Origin of the sequence: Psychrobacter immobilis (assembly GCF_904846175.1) — a bacterium.
In the GTDB taxonomy this organism is placed as follows: Bacteria; Pseudomonadota; Gammaproteobacteria; order Pseudomonadales; family Moraxellaceae; genus Psychrobacter; species Psychrobacter immobilis_E.
The window spans coordinates 63,411-81,836 of the sequence record NZ_CAJGZM010000010.1 but is presented as its reverse complement, the minus strand read 5'-3'; the positions used below and the strand labels follow the sequence as shown (position 1 = coordinate 81,836).

At 42.3% G+C, this 18,426-nt stretch carries 13 protein-coding genes, 2 tRNA genes and 1 rRNA gene; 8 read left to right on the top strand and 8 right to left on the bottom strand.

The features are described from left to right. Positions 1 to 4: 4 nt before the first annotated feature. From rrf to JMW39_RS11540, 5 genes are all read left to right on the top strand, one after another. Positions 5 to 119: ribosomal RNA gene (rrf, locus tag JMW39_RS11560) — 5S ribosomal RNA — on the top strand. A 234-nt stretch (positions 120 to 353) separates the two neighbouring features. Further along, positions 354 to 2,084, top strand: a complete 1,731-nt coding sequence (locus JMW39_RS11555; RefSeq protein WP_201546607.1) for an AIPR family protein — start codon at positions 354 to 356, stop codon at positions 2,082 to 2,084. 72 nt (positions 2,085 to 2,156) lie between these two features. Beyond that, a complete protein-coding gene (locus tag JMW39_RS11550; RefSeq protein WP_201546606.1) occupies positions 2,157 to 2,567 on the top strand; it encodes an OsmC family protein in 411 nt (136 codons plus the stop codon). Positions 2,568 to 2,651: 84 nt separating this feature from the next. Next, a complete protein-coding gene (locus JMW39_RS11545; RefSeq protein WP_201546605.1) occupies positions 2,652 to 3,116 on the top strand; it encodes a flavodoxin family protein in 465 nt (154 codons plus the stop codon). 45 nt (positions 3,117 to 3,161) lie between these two features. After that, entirely contained in the window at positions 3,162 to 3,815 is a 654-nt protein-coding gene (locus JMW39_RS11540; protein ID WP_201546604.1) for a DUF938 domain-containing protein, read from the top strand. Positions 3,816 to 3,930: 115 nt separating this feature from the next. Here JMW39_RS11540 and ppc read toward each other — a convergent pair whose 3' ends face one another. Continuing rightward, entirely contained in the window at positions 3,931 to 6,720 is a 2,790-nt protein-coding gene (gene ppc, locus JMW39_RS11535; protein ID WP_201546603.1) for a phosphoenolpyruvate carboxylase, read from the bottom strand. A gap of 120 nt (positions 6,721 to 6,840) precedes the next feature. Then, a complete protein-coding gene (locus JMW39_RS11530; protein ID WP_265088458.1) occupies positions 6,841 to 7,662 on the bottom strand; it encodes a dienelactone hydrolase family protein in 822 nt (273 codons plus the stop codon). A gap of 448 nt (positions 7,663 to 8,110) precedes the next feature. Here JMW39_RS11530 and JMW39_RS11525 point away from each other — a divergent pair, with 448 nt between their 5' ends. Then, positions 8,111 to 10,198, top strand: coding sequence for a catalase (locus tag JMW39_RS11525; RefSeq protein WP_201546602.1), 2,088 nt, complete (start codon positions 8,111 to 8,113; stop codon positions 10,196 to 10,198). 309 nt (positions 10,199 to 10,507) lie between these two features. Beyond that, positions 10,508 to 11,290 carry an MBL fold metallo-hydrolase gene (locus JMW39_RS11520; protein WP_201546601.1) on the top strand — a complete coding sequence of 261 codons (783 nt, stop codon included), beginning with the start codon at positions 10,508 to 10,510 and terminating at the stop codon, positions 11,288 to 11,290. 69 nt (positions 11,291 to 11,359) lie between these two features. Here the strand turns inward: JMW39_RS11520 and JMW39_RS11515 are convergent. The 4 genes from JMW39_RS11515 to JMW39_RS11500 form a co-directional block, all read right to left on the bottom strand. Beyond that, a tRNA-Lys gene (locus tag JMW39_RS11515) sits at positions 11,360 to 11,435 on the bottom strand. Between the two features lie 156 nt (positions 11,436 to 11,591). Next, a tRNA-Lys gene (locus tag JMW39_RS11510) sits at positions 11,592 to 11,667 on the bottom strand. A gap of 355 nt (positions 11,668 to 12,022) precedes the next feature. Continuing rightward, positions 12,023 to 14,017, bottom strand: coding sequence for a MacB family efflux pump subunit (locus JMW39_RS11505; protein WP_201546600.1), 1,995 nt, complete (start codon positions 14,015 to 14,017; stop codon positions 12,023 to 12,025). Positions 14,018 to 14,167: 150 nt separating this feature from the next. Then, entirely contained in the window at positions 14,168 to 15,550 is a 1,383-nt protein-coding gene (locus tag JMW39_RS11500) for an efflux RND transporter periplasmic adaptor subunit (RefSeq protein ID WP_201546599.1), read from the bottom strand. Between the two features lie 208 nt (positions 15,551 to 15,758). Between JMW39_RS11500 and JMW39_RS11495 the strand changes: the two genes are divergently transcribed. Further along, positions 15,759 to 16,319, top strand: a complete 561-nt coding sequence (locus JMW39_RS11495; protein ID WP_201546598.1) for a hypothetical protein — start codon at positions 15,759 to 15,761, stop codon at positions 16,317 to 16,319. 66 nt (positions 16,320 to 16,385) lie between these two features. On the opposite strand, the gene JMW39_RS11490 is transcribed toward JMW39_RS11495, so the two are convergent. Both JMW39_RS11490 and lptE read right to left on the bottom strand, forming a co-directional pair. Then, positions 16,386 to 17,474: a DNA polymerase III subunit delta gene (locus JMW39_RS11490; RefSeq protein WP_201546597.1), complete on the bottom strand. Its 1,089-nt coding sequence runs from the start codon at positions 17,472 to 17,474 to the stop codon at positions 16,386 to 16,388. A gap of 177 nt (positions 17,475 to 17,651) precedes the next feature. Further along, positions 17,652 to 18,371: an LPS assembly lipoprotein LptE gene (lptE, locus tag JMW39_RS11485; RefSeq protein WP_227679504.1), complete on the bottom strand. Its 720-nt coding sequence runs from the start codon at positions 18,369 to 18,371 to the stop codon at positions 17,652 to 17,654. Between the last annotated feature and the right edge of the window lie 55 nt (positions 18,372 to 18,426).

Sequence of the window (18,426 nt, the reverse complement as noted above, 5' to 3'; positions counted from 1 at the left end):
CTTTGCTGACGACAATAGCATGATGGCACCACCTGATCCCTTCCCGAACTCAGAAGTGAAACATCATCGCGCCAATGGTAGTGTGGCTCCGGCCATGTGAGAGTAGGTCATCGTCAGCTCTCTATTCTAAAGTTAAACCCCCTTGCACTTTGTGTAAGGGGGTTTTATTTTGCCTAGGGTTTAACCATGTTTATACTCAAGCTATACTATTAATAAATGTCGAATAATAATGATATAAGTATTAGAAATACTATCTATAATCTTAAGCTACTTGTCAGTCAGAAAAGTATTTATAATGGCTTATAAAAATTCAGTCTTCGTAATAAGTATAACTTTAAAGCAAAGGAAGCTATATGGCTATGAATCCAATCGTTAAAGCGCAACTTAAAACTTTTCAAGAAATGAATCCAAACGAAAATATGGATGAATCAGATTTTTTTGAAGTAATGTCAATATTTTCAATAGAAAACGGAGTGCTTGGAGAAAATATAGATCCTTTTAGAGCTCATCTCAAAGGGGAGGAGTTTGGTATTGATGGAGTAGCTATTTCTATTCAGGGGTCTCTTTGTACTGATATTGATGAAGCTATTGAGATTCTTTCTTTAGGAAGAAATCATTCTTCAGATTTCCATTTTTTTCAGTCAAAAACATCAGATAAACTTGATTACGGAAATATCTCAAAATTCCTTGATGCGGTCTATGACTTTTTCACGGATCGATCATTAATTATAAGCGAGCAATTGCAAAGTCTTGCCGAAGTAAAAGAAGCAATCTATTCGACAGCGGCTAAAACGAGTCCTTCTTTAAGATGTTACTACTGTACTACTGGTTCTGGTCAAGTTTCAGAGTTAATAGAAAGGTTAATAGAAACGAATAAAATACGTTTGAGTGAGCTAAATATTTTTAATGATATCCATATTGAATGTGTAGGCGCTAAAATTATTCAAAATGGTTTTCGTTCGGCAACGAATTCATCTTCCGCAAAGCTTAATTTTCAAAAAGCGGTTACAATGCCAAATCATGAAAAAGTTGATGAAGCATATATTGGATATGTTCCTGCATCAGAGATTTTAGCAATTGCACTTGGAGAGCCTGACCAAGATGGAGTTCGCCACATTAATAAGTCTTTATTTTATGATAATGTCAGAGACTTTAATCCTGAATCTGAAATAAACAAATCAATAATATCTGAATTAGAATCAGGTGGTAATGCTTCTTTTGTTTTTAAAAATAACGGAATTACCGTTGTTTCCAAAAATATAGATCGTAAAGGAGATGTTTTCAGTCTAGAAGACTATCAAATTGTAAATGGGTGCCAAACTACAAATATTTTGGCTTATATTCCTGATCAAGCCGAAAGTATATTTGTTCCACTGCGTTTGATTGGGTGTAGCGATACTGATTTTGTATCCAGTGTTATCATCGGTACAAACCGACAAAATGAAGTTAGAGAAGATCAGTTTTGGGCACTACGCCCGTTTATGAAAGATCTAGAAGAGTATTGCGCTTCTCAAAGTGGTGATGCACGTATTTATATTGAAAGAAGAGATAATCAGTATAGAGATGTTGGGATTGAACGCACACGAATCCTTCGTCCATCAGATCTAATGAAAGTTGCAGCAGCTATGTTTTTTTATCAGCCACATCGTGCAGCACGTGACCACAGAGGAATACGGAAAGAGTTTGATGGAAGGATCTTTTCAGAGAATCACAATGTTGAGCTTTACCATATTGCTGCTTTAGCATTGTACAAATTCGACTATTTAGTACGCTCAGGAAAAGTTGATAGAACACGAGTTATTTTCCGTTTCTATGCATTGTATGCTTTAGTAAAAAAACATTGGAAAACTGGAGATATATTAGATGCACCGTTAAAATCACAAAAGAAAGTAACAGCTGCTGTATTTGCTGTTTTGAATGATAACGATGCATTTTCAGCCCAAATAGAGGATGTCGCCAGTCATCTAGAAAGTATAATATCAGAATCAAATATAACTACTCGCGAAAGAATTCGAGACTTCATTAGAACAGAAAGTGTAGTAGATGAGTTCACTCAAAGGTTATTCCCTACTAAAATAAACTAATACTCCTAAACTATCTAATCAAGATTCTATAAGAATTATATCTTACTAATAGTAAACATCAAAGAGAACCCAATGACAACCTCAAAAGTAACCTATCAAGGCGATCTACGCACTACTGCTATTCACTTGCAATCAAGCAATAAAATCATTACCGATGCGCCAACAGATAATCAAGGTAAAGGTGAGGCGTTTTCACCGACTGATTTATTAGCGACGAGTTTAGCCAGTTGCATGTTGACGATTATCGGCATCAAAGCCCGTGATATGGAGATTGATATCGCAGGTACTACCGCTGAAGTGACTAAGGTCATGGCAGCTGATCCAAGACGCGTTAGTGAAGTACATGTTGCGATTACTTTTAATCAAGAGTTAAATGATAAGACGCAAAAGATATTCTATAACACCGCACTCACGTGTCCGGTTGCTAAAAGCATTCATCCTGATATTATTCAAAAAGTGACTATTAATTCCAAAAGCTATTAATTCTAAGAGCTATTAGTTCTAAGAGTTATTGATTCCAAGAACTCCTGATTCCAAAAACTAGTAACTACAATAATGGTGATTAAAATGGCTAGCAAAACCTTACTTATCGTTGCTCATGCGCCATCACCTAATACCAAAAAATTGGCACAAGCTGCTTATAACGGTGCCAATCATCCTGATTTAGATATTAATGTCATACTAAAATCTCCCCAAGATACGCAGCCTGAAGATGTGCTGGCAGCCGATGCTCTATTATTAGGAACGACTGAGAACTTGGCTTATATGGCAGGGCTGACCAAAGACTTTTTTGATCGCTGTTATTATCCGGTGTTAGAAGAAAAGCAGGGCATGCCATTTGCCTTATATATTCGCGCAGGTCATGATGGCACGGGTACTAAGCTTGCTATGAAGACGATTACGACTGGTTTGCGCTGGTCATGGATTCAAGAGGCGCTGATTTTGCAAGGTGATTGGCAAGAGGCATTTACCGAGCAAGTCGAAGAACTGGCGATGACATTGGCAGCTGGTATAGAAGCGGGTATTTATTAGTGGTTAGCGGTCGATATTGCAAGATAATCGAGAACAGGAAAGGCTATGAATAAAGACAGCTCAACAAGTAATCATTTCTTTGACGCTGCAACCTTATCTTCTTCACAAGCGTGTGAGAATAATAAGCAGCCAATCCTATCTGTTTTACAAAAAGTGTTAAAAGATTCCCTGCATGTGCTAGAGATTGGTTCTGGAACGGGGCAGCATAGTGTGTATTTTGCACCGAGATTGGCACATTTAATATGGCAGACCAGTGATGTGTTCGCGCATCATGCCACCATCAATGCTTGGCATACTGCTTATCCTGCGCACAATCTATATGCGCCGCTTACTTTTGATGTATCACGTGATTCAGTACCAATAAATGAGGTTGTTGATGCGCCTTATGATGCAGTATTTACCGCCAATACTTTACATATTATGTCGTGGTCTTTGGTTAGTAAGTTATTTGAATTGGTCGGCGATATGTTACCTTTAAATGGAAAGTTCATCGTTTATGGCCCATTTAACGAGAAGGGCAGTTATAGCAGTGAAAGCAATCGTCAGTTTGACTATAGCTTACGGCAGCGCGATGCTAATAGTGGTATACGTCATTTAGAAGACGTTATAGATTTAGCAAATACATATCATTTAACGTTAAGTAGGCGTTATGAGATGCCATCTAACAATCAAATATTAGTATTTGAAAAACTTTATTAACGTAAAAAGCTGAATTGATTCACTGTGATAACATCATGAATCAACTCAGCGTTGGTACGATTTTGATTGAGTAAATATCTATCTAACTAACTAACTTCTTCTTTCTCTATCAATGCTAACCCGTGTTGCGTAGGCCTGCTGCCAAGGCATTGATACTACGAATTAATGCATCTTCGACAGCCAGTCTCTCGTTATTTTCCAATTTATCATCACTAGCGTTATCAGGCTGGCGCATACGTTTGAGTAGCTCAATCTGAATATAGTTAATAGGGTCTAAATAGGCATTACGCCATTCCAATGAATGAGCCAATTCTTGTTGGTTTGAGAGTAAAGACGTCTGCTCTAGCAAGGAGTTGAGACCTGCGTGAGTGAGCTCATGCTCATCAATCACTGCCTGCATCACCTGCTCACGTAAGCTTTCATCTGCACACAGTTGACTGTATGCGCGGGCGATATTCATCTCAGATTTAGTAAAAGCCATTTCGATATTACTGATAAAGACATTGAAAAAAGGCCATTTTTTATTCATCTCCTTCATTAAATCTTCGTCTTTTTTGACGCTACTTAAAGCGCTGCCCACGCCATACCAAGCTGGAAGGGTAAAGCGCGCCAATGACCAGCCAAATACCCACGGTATCGCTCGAATCGTCGATTTGCTCGGCAGTCCTTTTTTACGGTGAGCAGGACGCGAGCCAATATTGAGCAATGAAATTTCTTGTACTGGCGTGGCCTCAGAATAAAACTGATAGAAACCTTCTGTGTTATCGGTCAGCTGTCGATATTGCTGTTCGCCGGCATCTGCCAAATCAGCAAACAAGGCCTCATAGCTATCGAGCTGTTTGGGTTGCTCAACAAATCGTGACGAGCTGGCTTTTAGCGCACCCGTGATTCCCATGGTTAATTCAAACACCGCGGTATCTGGATTGGCATACTTAGCGTAAAGCACTTCGCCTTGTTCAGTAAATTTTATTTGTCCATGTAAAGTGCCAGCAGGTTGGGCGGCAATAGCTTGATGGGTTGAGCCACCACCACGACTGACGGAACCACCACGACCATGGAACAAGCGAGTGGTGATACCATATTGATTGGCGATATCGGTGATAGTTTGCTGAGCGCTATATAACTGCCAAGCGGAGGTAATAATGCCGCCGTCTTTAGAGGAGTCTGAGTAGCCAAGCATAATCTCTTGAATGTTTCCTGAGTGCTCAAGTAGCTGACGATACAGCGGATTATCCAACACCATTGGCATAATTTTATCGATGTTTTTTAAATCGTCGATGGTTTCAAACAGCGGCGCAACCGGTAGGGCGGAAAATAAATGTCCTTTCTCATCAATACCCGATAAGCCTGCAAGACGCATCAGTAGCAGCACCTCTAATAGCTGACTGGCGTTATTGGTCATCGAAATTACATAGCTACCAAAAGTATCATCGCCGACCAGTTTGCGCAGTTTAGCGACAGAATTCATCAGAGCAAGCTGCTCGTGTGTTTGCGCGCTTAAGCTGTCGGTATAAATTAGCGGTGCACCGGGCTTTTCTAGCAAACGGGTTAGCCATTGCTGACGCTCTGTTTCGCTGAGGGTTTTATAGTCGGGCAGATTTGAGGCGCTAGCAAAAATATCTGCAATAACTTCGCCGTGATATCCTGAATCTTGGCGAATATCCAGCGCGGCCAAATGAAAGCCGCAGGTTTTGACTAGGCGAATAGTATCAAGCAGTAAGCCTTCGCCATGCGCCTTGTCATGGGTATTGACGCTTTTGCGAATAAGGCGCAAATCATCTAGCAAGGCCGTCGGTGTTGAATAAGCCTCTTGTGCAGCCTCACCATCTGTACCTTGGCTTTGGATATGCTGGTTGGTGGCTTTTATTTTGGCAAGAATAATGGATAATAATCTGCGGTACGGCTCATTATTGTAATCATCGGGATTGTAGCGAAAGACTTTTTGATCGAGCGTGCCGTAGTCTTTGATACGGGCGTAAATCTCTGGCGCGATATCGACGATAGTATCGCTATGAATCAGCTCACGACGCAATTTTCTGACCAACACTTGGTAATGGCGTAGCACGGTATTGGCATGCATCAATACCGCCATTTCAGTGGTTTCATGAGTGACGAATGGATTGCCATCTCTATCACCGCCAATCCAAGAGCCAAAATTAACAAAGGCTGGCAAAGGATAGTCGCTTAACTCAGGATAGATATCGACGATAGCGTCTTTGATATTACGATATACTTTGGGAATGGCGGTGAATAAGCTGGCGTCAAAATAGTGTAAGCCGTTGTTTATTTCATCATAAACCAGAGGTTTGCGGCTACGAACTTCGTCTGATGACCATAGCAAATCAATAGTTTCTGCCGTTTTTTGCTTAGCTTGCATAAAGGCTAGGCTGCCTTCGGGATAGTCGCTCATGGCATCGGTATGCTCATAGAGGGTCTGCAAGATATTCATGGTGGTGCGTCTACGAGCTTCGGTAGGATGGGCGGTAAAAACAGGAATAAATTTAAGCTGATCAATCAGCTCTTGTATTTGCTTCGGTTCGATCTGCCGCTCACGGCATTCTAATAAGGTGCGGCGAAACGAGCCTTCCCAGCTTTGATTGGACTCGGCACGCATAATACGGCGCTGCTCACGCAAGTAGTTTTCTTCGGTTAAATTGGCGAGGAAAAAGTAAATAGAGAATGCTCGAATGACGTTTTTTAAGGTTTGATTGTCTAACGAGGCGATAAGGTCGATCAGTTGTTGTTTTTTCTCTTTGTTATGCTCGCGGCGCTCCTGAATAAAGCCTTTACGCAAGGTTTCGATAGTACGTAAGGTTTCTTCCCCAGATTGACGAGAAATGGCCTCACCTAAAAACGAGCCTAACAATCTAACCCGCGCACGCAATACGTCGTTCTTCAATAACATAACTGGCTTCCTTGCCTTTTAATAGGCGCTTTTATTCATAATTTCTTTTATTCATAAGTGCTTTTACAAATAAGCTAAACTGAGTGATAAATAAGCTTCGCTGTTCATATTAAATATGAATTAAGGTAATTTATATTTATCGGCTAAAAAATCTAAATAACGCTGCCAAGAGCGCTGATCAGCGCGGGCATCGTATTTATCACTATCAAACACGCTAAAGGCATGGGGCGCGCCACTATATGTCACCATCTCATGCGACACTTTTGCCGCTTCTAACGTCTTACCTAAAGTCGTAAAACTCTCTAGAGAGACAGATTCATCAGCAGAGCCGTGGAATACCAATATCTCTCCAGTCGTTTTGGCATAATTTTGACCTATTGGCATATCAAAAGCACCATGGAAAGGTACAAATGCCTTTTGCGGGAAGCCTGAACGTGCTAGCTCCAGAGCAACCGTACCGCCGAAACAATATCCCATCGTAACGCCTTCACGCACGTTATTGCCTTGCAACTGTCCTGCATTCAATGCACCTTGCAGTAAACGGCGCATTTTACTGCGATCGTCATACAGCTCTCCGGTTAAGCGTTTATTGTCTTCAATATTCGTCGGGCGAATGCCTTGCCCAAACATATCAGCAGCCAATACATTATAGCCTTGCTCCGCTAACATATCAGCCCGTTTGCGCTCATAGTCCGTGAGACCATCCCAATCATGAATGAGTAAGATAAAAGGCGCATTCGCTTTGTCGGCTTTGGCGTAATACCCTTCATAGGGTTGGTTGTCTACCGTATAAGTGACATTTTTAGTGGTAATTGCGGCGGCGGTTTGGCTAAAAGTGAGCGCCGTTAAAACCAGTGAAGTTGTAAGCATCAATGAGCGGTAACGGATTTTAGATGGAGGGAAGGATAATAAATTAGCTGTGGTCAACGATGTCATTAACATAATAGATAGCCTCATGGTTTTGTGAAAAACGATAAATAGGTGGCTAAAAATTATGTCCATTTATTTACCATTGAGAGTCAATTCTTCATTTATAAAAGCATACCTTAAAGAATCTCTATATTACAACAACCGATTATTAATAAGCTGAAGATTTAAAAGATGGATATTTTAAAGGTCGTTACTTTAACCAAATATCAACACGCTTACCGATATATGTGACATACCTAGGGCAAATTTTAAGTAATATAATTGATGAGCTTATCAATGCTGTAATGCCTCAACAGGTAAATGTGTAAAAGCTTTCTCATCTATTAAGAAATAATCGCGCTAAGCACAGAAAATTAAACGACATATGAAGTCAAAGCTAGCTCTAAGGATATAAAAACTGTGTTAGTGCCTATTTGATGGGCTGTCTGTAGTCCATTTTACTCATTAGCTAGGATATTTTATGAATAAGAATATTGATCATACCGACCACGCTAAAAATATGAATACCGAACGCGGCAATGGCGGTGAAACTCACCAACGTGCTAATGGCGACACTAAAGCCATGACAACGCAGCAAGGCGTTGTCATTTCGGACAATCAAAACTCACTTAAGATTGGCGCTCGTGGCCCGACGCTATTAGAAGATTTTGTCTTACGCGAAAAGATTAATCACTTTGACCATGAGCGTATTCCAGAACGTATCGTCCATGCACGTGGTAGTGCCGCCCATGGTTATTTCGAGCTGACCGAATCGTTAGAAGAATTTACCACCGCTAAGATTTTAACCGAAACAGGTAAACAGACCCCGTTATTTGCCCGTTTTTCTACGGTTGCTGGTAATAAAGGCTCAAAAGATACACCGCGTGATGTGCGTGGTTTTGCGGTAAAAGTTTATACTGAAGAAGGTAATTGGGATATCGTCGGTAATAATATGCCGATTTTCTTTATTCAAGATGCGATGAAATTCCCTGACTTGGTTCATGCGGTTAAACCAGAGCCTGATCGCGGCTTCCCGCAAGCGGCTTCTGCGCATGATACCTTTTGGGATTTTGTCTCGCTTAGCCCTGAGACCATGCACAATGTCATTTGGCTGATGAGTGATCGTGCTTTGCCTCGTAGTTTGGGGATGATGGAAGGCTTTGGTATCCATAGCTATCGCTTTATTAATAAAGATGGTAAAAGCACCTTTGTACGCTTCCATTGGAAGCCAGTACTAGGCGTACAGTCGACCACATGGGATGAAGCGGTTAAAATCTCTGGCGCGGATCCTGATTATCATCGCCGAGATTTATTTGAATCGATTAATAATGGCGACTATCCCGAGTGGGAATTTGGCGTACAGCTATTTACTGAAGAGGAAGCCAATGCGTTTCCGTTTGATCACTTAGATGCGACTAAACTGATTCCAGAAGAGACGGTGCCGGTACGCATCGTAGGTAAAATGGTGTTAAATCGCTATCCGGATAACTTCTTTGCCGAAACGGAACAAGTGGCGTTCTGTCCATCGCATCTGCCACCGGGCATCGACTTTAGTAACGACCCTTTATTACAAGGTCGCCTATTTAGTTATTTGGATACGCAGCTGTCGCGTTTGGGCTCACCGAATTTTGCGCAAATTCCAATTAACGCGCCAAAATGTCCGTTTGCTAACAATCAGCAAGACGGTCATATGCAAATGCAAGTGCCAAAAACTCGCGTGTTATATGAACCACAAAGTCTTGATCCAACAAGGCCACGCGAAAGTGTTAAGAAAGGCTTTGTGTCGTTCTATGAGCAGCTAGATGATGGCGTCAAAGGTCGCGTGCGCGCTGAAAGCTTTGCCGACCATTATAGCCAGCCGCGCATGTTCTATCTTAGCCAAACGCCAACTGAGCAAGCACATATTGCCTCAGCATACGCCTTTGAGCTGGGCAAAGTAGATACGGCGCATGTACGTACGCGTATGCTCGGGCATTTACGTAATATTGATGAAGACTTGGCGAAACGTGTGGCAACAGCATTGGGTATGGACTTGCCAGCAGCGGCAGAGCCTGCAGCGCCGATACAAGATATGGCGACTTCTGAGAAGTTACAAACCATTGGTCGCACGCCTAAAACGCTAAAAAGTCGCTTAATTGGCATTTTAGTCGCAGAAGGTTCAAAACACAGTGAGATTAAGAAGTTTGAAGAGGCCGCGAAAGCAGAGGGCGCTCGGGTGAAAATCGTCGCGCCAAGTAAAGAGGTAATCTTAGACGACGATACTCGCATACAAGCCGATGAGCGCGTTGCAGGTGGTCCGTCAGTGATGTTTGACGCGGTGGTCAGTATCATTATGCCTGAGCAAGCAAAGAAGCTGGCTGAAGACAGCGCTACCCTTGATTGGTTTACGGACGCCTATGCGCACTGTAAAGCCATTGCTTATTGTGGGGCAACCGATGAGTTTATCTTAAGTAAATTACCAATCGAGAAAGATGCTTTTGTCACACCACTGGCGGAATTGGATACCTTTATCGAAAATGCCAAATCTCGCTTATGGGAACGTGAGCCAAAGGTGCGTGACTTGGCATAACGCTTTATAAAAGCTATCTATCGAGAAAGTTAGCTATTTTCATTTAAATGATTAAAAAAACTCAGCTTAAGGGCTGGGTTTTTTTGTTTATCAACTAAGTGTAAAAGCCAATAAATGGTTGATAAACGCCTAAATACTAAAGCTTAGCCACAAGCGTTCACTGAATATCATTCATAAACCAATACTGAGCGTTATAATGACAAATCATATTGTTTAGAGCGTGTTGAAGAGTTGAAGAAAGGCTGCGCTTTTATATATAAATGTTTATAAATAGCTAGGCTACAGGCTATATCAAAATAAAGGAATATTATGAGTTTAATAGATATCGTTGCCATAGAGGGATATATTCAGACAACGTATATGGCGGTTTATCCTGACAAGTTGCTATTGTTAGATTCAGGATGTCGATGTGATGTAGATAAAATTTTAGCATATATTACCGATAATCTAAAACGTCCAGTCGAGCAACTTAAGACAGTCATGGTCACGCATATGCATCCTGATCATGCTGGCGGCGCTGAACTTTTGAAACAAAAAACAGGCTGTCAAATCGTCACTGCTATGTCTGACAAGCCTTGGTATCATGGCATTTTGGGAAGATTCGCCCATCTAAATGATTTGGGATTGACTTATTATGTAGCCTATCGACAAGGTAAGTCGGTTACCAATGTCTGGTACAACCCCATTCTAAAAGCAGATATCAACGTTCAAGATGGTGACCCTGTGCCAAACTTTGAAGATTGGATCGTCTTGGAGACACCAGGGCATACCGATCGGGACTTGTCTTTATGGCATCCGCAAAGCAAGCAGGCGTATACCGCCGATTTAATATTAATTATCAAAAATAGATTTATATCGCCTTATTTAATTACCTTGCCTGACGCTTACCGTGCATCATTGGAAAAGGTGAAAGCACTGCAACCAGATACTTTATTACTGGCACATGATAAAAGGGTTAAGCTCAGTGATGAAGACTTTGAAAAATTGATAGAACGTACACCGAATGAACCACGAGAAACAACCTTGAAACATGGTTTTAAACTCATGCTTGCACAAGTTAAGTTTGCTCGTAGAAGAGTGAATACGCCTTAGTGAAATAAGTATTAAATAATATCGGCCAAAAAAAAGCCCAATCATTAAATGATTGGGCTTTCCTAAATATGGTGGGCCGACCGCGACTCGAACGCGGGACCAATTGATTAAAAGTCAACTGCTCTACCAACTGAGCTATCGGCCCTGAGAAGCGTTAAAAAACTGCATGACAATTTTAGCTTCGCAAGATAAATTTCCTTAAAGGGAAATTTATTAAAACTAGACATCAAAAAGGATGTCTTTAAACTTATTACGCTACTACCGGATAGGGTAGCATACATGATAAGGATAATACTAAAGATGGTGGGCCGACCGCGACTCGAACGCGGGACCAATTGATTAAAAGTCAACTGCTCTACCAACTGAGCTATCGGCCCTGAAGAGTATATAAAAAAAGCACTGCTTTTTTAACTCTACAAGCGAATCTTACTTATTAGGTAAAATTCTTAAAGCTTCATTTCTTTATCTATTTATGAATCAATATTAAAAGAGACAATAAGCTTGTTTACCCGTTTAGATTATTTGTATCTCTAAACGTGAGAGCACATTATATATATAATTATGACAATTACAACCCCGAATGTTGAAAAAAGTGCAAATCCATGTGAATTAATCCTATTTTTTTAAATTTAGGGCTTAATAGGTTTCGAAACACGCTAAAACCCTATCAATGACGTACTTTTAACTGTCAGTTTTGAGCAGTTGGTCTTGAACGTCGTGCTCAAAATTCTTTTAATCTCGAGAAAGCGCTTCTACTGGATCTAACTTGGCGGCGTTGCGTGCCGGTAAAAAGCCAAAAACAACCCCAATAAGCGTTGAGCAAACAAAGGCGGCAATAATGGACGTCGATGAGTAGATAACTTTAAAGCTATCGCCGCCGACACGGTTAATCAGCTCACCAATCGCAAATGCCATGCCTATACCCAATAGTCCGCCTAAAATACAGACCAAAATGGCTTCAATCAGAAACTGCTGCATGATATCACTTTGACGCGCACCGACGGCCATACGTACGCCAATCTCATTAGTGCGCTCGGTCACGGATACCAACATGATGTTCATAACGCCAATACCGCCGACAATCAGCGAGATAATCGCAATAGATGAAATGAGTAATGTCATGGCAGCCGTCGTAGATTCAATCGTCTGACGAATGGAGTCGGAATTGCGTATGCGAAAATCATCGGTACCATGACGGCTTTTCATCAGCTCAGATATGGCAGACTCAGCGGCAGAAGAGGAGATATTGTTGTCAATCAGCGCTACAAAGCTCTCAATATAGGCACTGCCTATCAGCCGCGACATCATAGTGGTGTAGGGCATATATAAAGTCGGCGAATCTGCGCCTCTACTAAAGCCACCATCGTTTGGCTCTAAGACCCCAATCACGCGCCCAGGAACGCTACCGATCAGTAATACCTCGCCAATCGGATTGGCATTGTCAGGAAAAAAGGTTTTATTGGCATTATTATCAATAATAATATCTTGGGTACGGCGCAGGATACTCTGTTCATCAAAGCCTTGACCTAGTGCCAGCTTTTCACCGCTCACATCGAGATAGTCTTTACCAACGCCACTGATACTGGCAGCTTCTTGAACGTTACGATAGCGCACGTTCATATTGCTATTGAGCTGCGGGCTGACACTGAGTACATAAGGCTGGTCAGCGACTGCTTGGGCGTCTTGTGGGGTTAGATTATCATCGTTGTACTGGCGCCTAGGGTCACCGTAGGGGTAGCCGTCAGTGACAGTAATGGTATTGGTACCTAAGGAACTAATATTGGATAGTATCTGCTCTTGTGAGCCTTTACCCAAACCGACGACCGATACCACGGAAGCAATACCAATGATAATCCCTAACATCGTCAATAACGTGCGCATTTTATGCGCACGCATAGCAAGTAAAGACATCTTAAAGGCTTCAAATAGACGATCGATAAAACTGCTAAAGGCACTTTTACGGTGTTTGTCTATCATAGCTGCTGGCTGTGCTTCTGGGCGCTGATAATCTTCATTTTTATAATCGGCAATGATATAACCGTCTTTGATTTCAATCACGCGCTCAGCTTGGGCGGCAAGACCCGGGTCATGGGTGACCATTATTATGGTATGACCTTGCGCGTTTAAGTCTTTGAGGATTTGTACGACGTCTTTACCTGATTTACTATCTAGGGCTCCTGTTGGCTCATCGGCTAGGATGATATCGCCACCATTCATCAGCGCCCTTGCGATAGACACACGCTGTTGCTGTCCACCCGATAGCTGGCTTGGGCGATTATTGACTTTGTCCGCCAGTCCTAAATCTGACAATAGCTTTTCGGCACGGTCATTACGTGCTTGCCCGTCCATTCCCGCATAGACTGCTGGTACAGAAACGTTGTCACGGGCGTTGATGTCGCCCAATAGATGATAGCGCTGAAAAATAAAACCAAAGTGCTCACGGCGCAGTTTTGCCAGCTCATCCGCATCTAGGCGGCTGACCGATTGACCAAATATCTTATAGTCGCCCGCCGTCGCTTGGTCTAAGCAACCCAAGATATTCATCAAGGTTGATTTGCCTGAGCCTGACTGCCCAATGATAGCTACCATTTCGCCTTGATTGATGGTCAGGTTGATATCATGCAAGACGCGAATGGTCTGCTCGCCAGCTTTGAACTCTCTAATCAGTCCTTTGACTTCCATCAAAGGCGTAGCGGTGGCATTAGAAGTCGGGTCTTGGTTACTCATTTGCTATCCTGCTTATATCAAATCAATATCAACGCTCGTTTTTTGCTATCGTCGATTCAACGTAGGTTTTAGAGTTTTAAATTTCGAGCCTTTTAAAATTCAATAGTCTTAACGCTTGAACATCGTCAATCTTACGACTATAGCCTCATATTAAAACGGTCGACCGCCTCTGCCACCCATGCCACCTCTGCCGCCCTTACTACCAATATTAGGTCCTTCTTCGCTTAAGATAACCTCATCGCCTCTTTTGAGACCGCTCAAAATTTCCGCATTGACACGATTATTGATACCGACTTTGACGGTTTGTTCAACGACTTCACCATCAGCTTTAAGCACACGCACCGTTGCCATGGTTGCATTAGAATCGCTATCCAGCTTATTTGCAGTGGTAGATTCTGGTTTAGAGCCCTTAGGTTTTCTAGATTTACCAGCAGGCTGCAGGGCAGCAGAGGGGATAAGCAGCGCGTCTTTTGCTTGATTAATGACGATATAAACTTGCGCGGTCATATCGATACGAAAGCGGCGCTCGGTATTGGGTACTTCGATATAACCAACATAATAAATGGCCGCATCGGTAGAGCTAGTATCACTGATTTTCTCAGGAGCGGGTTCAATCGCTTTGAGGGTCGCATCATATTTTTGGTCGGGATTACCGATGATATTAAAATAGACTGGCAAGCCTGCTTTAACGTTAATGACGTCGGCTTCAGAGATTTGCGCATTGATACGTACGGTGGATAAATCGGCTAAAGTCACAATGGTTGGCGCGGTTTGATTGGCGTTGACCGTCGTCCCTTGCTCAGTGGTCACCGATACCACCGTCCCTGACATCGGCGCACGAATGGTGGTATAGCTTAAATCCTCCTGCGCGGTGCTGACGTTGGTTTGAGATTTGCGCAACGCGGCTTGCTGGCTATTGATATTCGCTTCGGTGGTAGCAATCGCCGCTTTTGCCGTCTCAATAGCAGCGCGGGCATTGGCGACAGACGCTTGAGCGGTGGCAACCTTTGTTGCTTGCGTATCATAGTCCTGCTGCGATATCGCATCGATAGCCAGTAAGCCTTGTAAGCGTGAGAAATCTGCTTGTGCTTGTCTCAATTCAGCTTGACGGCTGGCAAGATCCGCTTGCGCACTTTTTAGACTTGCCTGACGGCTTAGCGACTCGGCACGGGCACTTTGTAGCGCCGCTTCACTTTGCTCAAGGCTCGCTTGCTCATTGCTTAAACTATTCTTTTGGGTGACCTGATCAATCTGCGCAATTAAATCACCTTTTTTTACTTCATCACCGACTTCAACAAACAGCCGCGTCACCTCACCCGATACCTGCGCGCCAACATCAACGGTATTTAAAGCCTTAACTTTACCGGATGCCATGACGTTATTTTCGATATCGCCAATCTCAGCCGTTGCTGTTAGATAGTTGGGTGTGGTTTCTTTTGGTTTAAAGGTTTTATAGGCCAAAGCCCCTAAAGCTACGATGACGAGGGTAATAATGCCCCATTTAATAGCAGACTTCTTGCTCATTGTGCGCATGACAACAATCCAATCACAGTTAAATCAAGTGTAGCTATGATAGAGGCTTGATGGACAAAAGGGAATGGCAATTAGTTTGCGAAACGTTAAGGAGGATATCGATGCTAGAAAATTATCTGATATAAATTTTATTATTCATTAATAGACATTTTTTCATTCGTTCATTAGAATGCACTTTTGCATTTATTTTATTTAATAGGAAGTAAAAATGTCATCTATTGCAATACATAATAAAACTTATGAAATACATCAGTTTATGGGAAAAGTTGAAGGAACCTCAAAGCAACGAGAAACTCGTGTACATGGAGGTGGAGGTGGAGGTGTTGTCAGGAACGGCCAAGGAGCTACTGCCCCTGTAAGAATCAGCTCAACCACTACAGTACATGATAACTTTTTTTTATTGAACGAAGAAAGTAATGCCGAAAAAGATATCAGTTTACAGAACTGGGATGTTGCATTGAGAGAAGGGCACAAAGTTCAAGTTATTTGGGTTATACCTCCTAAAAGTAATGCAGGGCCGTACGTGGTAGTTAATAACAAGAATTTAGACAAAGTAACTTGGTCTAAACCTACTATACAAAGAATAGCCGGAGCACATTATCGTGGCCCACTTTGGGGAAGTCTTGCTGTAGCAGTCATTCTAGCAATCTTATTTAAGTCTTTTTTAGTGTTAATCGTACTAGGTATTGCAGCAGCATTTTGGTGGTTTAAGAAAATTAAAGAAGTAGCCCTAGAATTGGAGCAGGCTGTAAGCAAACAACTGCTGTAGTTTTAATTTTAGTGTTAACAGTATTAAACAAACTTAGTTCACATATGATTAATCTTTATATGTGAGCTAAACTAAAAACAAACGTTGCCCTGATAGCTCAATCGCTGCTTGTAATAATAACTCCCATGCTGGCTGGCGCACCAAGCCCTTAATCGCTTGGTCACATTTATAAAGCAGAGCCGGCCAAGTCGCAGTTTGTGCTTTTGAATGGCGTCGGCAGGCTTGCTGATATAAGCCTTGTTTGCTACGCCAAATGCCAAGAGCTTGCGGATCTTGTCCATCCATTAACTGCATAATCTGCCGCATGTCTTTACTGATTGCCCATAAAACCAAAGTTGTTGGCTCATCAGTCGCTTTCAGCTGAAAAATGATTTTAGCAACTTGGGCGCTATTGCCAGCAAGCATCGCATCAGATAAATCAAATACACTGAACTGGGCATCGCTAACCAATGCTGCTTGTAGATCATTAATATCTAATGCTACGTTTGTCAAAGGCTGGCTAGAATTATTGTCAAAATTGGTACTATGACTGTTATTATCACTGTCATTAATTGCCATCAATTGTGGCGCAAATAAATACGATAGCCGCCATAAGGTTTGATAGGCACTAAGCAGATGATGTTCGGTATGTGACATCAGAAGTTGCCAAGCTTCTTGCGATAAGGTTAAGCCAAACTGCTGGGCTTGTATCTGCAATAACTGTTGGCGCTGCTGCTCATTATACAAATTACAATCGATGACATGACCATATTGCGCAAATGGCACAAACCATTTGCTAGTTTGCGCGCGTTTGTCTTGCTTTGGCGTGAGCCACAATAAGCTATGGCTATGCGCCCCTGTTTGCGCATCGACGGCAAAACGTTCTAGCTCGGCAATGACTGCTTTATCAGGTTTATGGTTGCCCGTGACAATGAGCGCACTCGCATCATCGAATAAAGACTGACTGCCAAGCTCTGACAACACTTCCTGCCAACTCTTTACTGACACCAGCTCGATACGTTTAATAGCATAGTTCTGCGCGCGCCAATGCGGACGCAGCGCATCGATAAGCCATTGACTGAGCAACGGCTCGTCACCGTGCGCCAGCCACAAGCCCGCTACTGCAATGGAAGGTTGGAGTAGTTTTGGATAAGCTTGTATAAAGGTATCTTGCATAGAGAGAATGACACAAGGTTATGAATAGGGGAGTAAAGCTGCCTTTGTCTAAAAAAGCACCTCAAATGAAAAAGCGTTTAAAGAGAGGCAGCTTTAAATAATGGAAGTTTAAATAAAGGCAACTTTAACAAAGGTGTTATTAAAAACAGAATCATTAAAAATGAGAAAGTATTAACATTAAGATTTCGGGACGATTACGGCGGTGGATACTGAGCCTTTACCATTTTCTGTAGCTGACTTAGGACTGTTAGGCGCAACTTTAGGCAGTGCAATCGCCACATATTGGTCCGTGATGCGGCGCGCTAAGCTGTCGTAAAGCCAATCACGAATTTGGTCGCCCTGCTGATCATCGGTACTTACCGACGCTTCGTTATATTGGTAGCTACGCTCAACTTGGATAGGGTTGGTAAGCGTCACAGGTTTGCCATTTTCCACACTTTGATAGCTGACATCTGCTGATATCACCAAGCGAATTTCTGTCAATACACCAACCAGCTCATAACGCTTAAAACGTATATTATTAACGGCAATAGTAGAGATGGTTTCAGCCCCCAGTTTTTGGTTATTGCTAGCCACATCAGCTAAAGTCATGTTATCAATAACCTCGACACCTAGTGATTGTAGGCGTCTGGTCAGTGGGCGTTTCAACGGAAATGAGGTGCGATTGTCTTCGATAATCACCGCTGTCTTAGCAACATCAAATAGCATCGGTGCATCATAGCCGCGTAGCTGAAAGCCGCAACCACTGAGACTGGCAGCTGCTCCCAAAACTGCGAACATTGGCAAGGCAGTCAGTAGCGCTGTTGCCAGTTTTTGGACGCCTGATTTATGACTCATGGTGCTTTTCCCATCTGATTTTGCTTGATGTGCCTGCAAAGCTTGGTGTTTATACGACATAATCGCTATCCTTATTTTTATAAAAAGACCTCAAACGCAATTTCTAACAATGCTT

Coding starts and splice junctions, on each gene's coding strand:
- JMW39_RS11530 (WP_265088458.1), bottom strand. CDS start 7,662: ATGTTAATGACATCGTTGACCACAGCTAATTTATTATCCTTCCCTCCA.
- JMW39_RS11540 (WP_201546604.1), top strand. CDS start 3,162: ATGAATAAAGACAGCTCAACAAGTAATCATTTCTTTGACGCTGCAACC.
- JMW39_RS11555 (WP_201546607.1), top strand. CDS start 354: ATGGCTATGAATCCAATCGTTAAAGCGCAACTTAAAACTTTTCAAGAA.
- JMW39_RS11495 (WP_201546598.1), top strand. CDS start 15,759: ATGTCATCTATTGCAATACATAATAAAACTTATGAAATACATCAGTTT.
- JMW39_RS11500 (WP_201546599.1), bottom strand. CDS start 15,550: ATGCGCACAATGAGCAAGAAGTCTGCTATTAAATGGGGCATTATTACC.
- JMW39_RS11520 (WP_201546601.1), top strand. CDS start 10,508: ATGAGTTTAATAGATATCGTTGCCATAGAGGGATATATTCAGACAACG.
- JMW39_RS11505 (WP_201546600.1), bottom strand. CDS start 14,017: ATGAGTAACCAAGACCCGACTTCTAATGCCACCGCTACGCCTTTGATG.
- ppc (WP_201546603.1), bottom strand. CDS start 6,720: ATGTTATTGAAGAACGACGTATTGCGTGCGCGGGTTAGATTGTTAGGC.
- JMW39_RS11525 (WP_201546602.1), top strand. CDS start 8,111: ATGAATAAGAATATTGATCATACCGACCACGCTAAAAATATGAATACC.
- JMW39_RS11550 (WP_201546606.1), top strand. CDS start 2,157: ATGACAACCTCAAAAGTAACCTATCAAGGCGATCTACGCACTACTGCT.
- JMW39_RS11490 (WP_201546597.1), bottom strand. CDS start 17,474: ATGCAAGATACCTTTATACAAGCTTATCCAAAACTACTCCAACCTTCC.
- lptE (WP_227679504.1), bottom strand. CDS start 18,371: ATGTCGTATAAACACCAAGCTTTGCAGGCACATCAAGCAAAATCAGAT.
- JMW39_RS11545 (WP_201546605.1), top strand. CDS start 2,652: ATGGCTAGCAAAACCTTACTTATCGTTGCTCATGCGCCATCACCTAAT.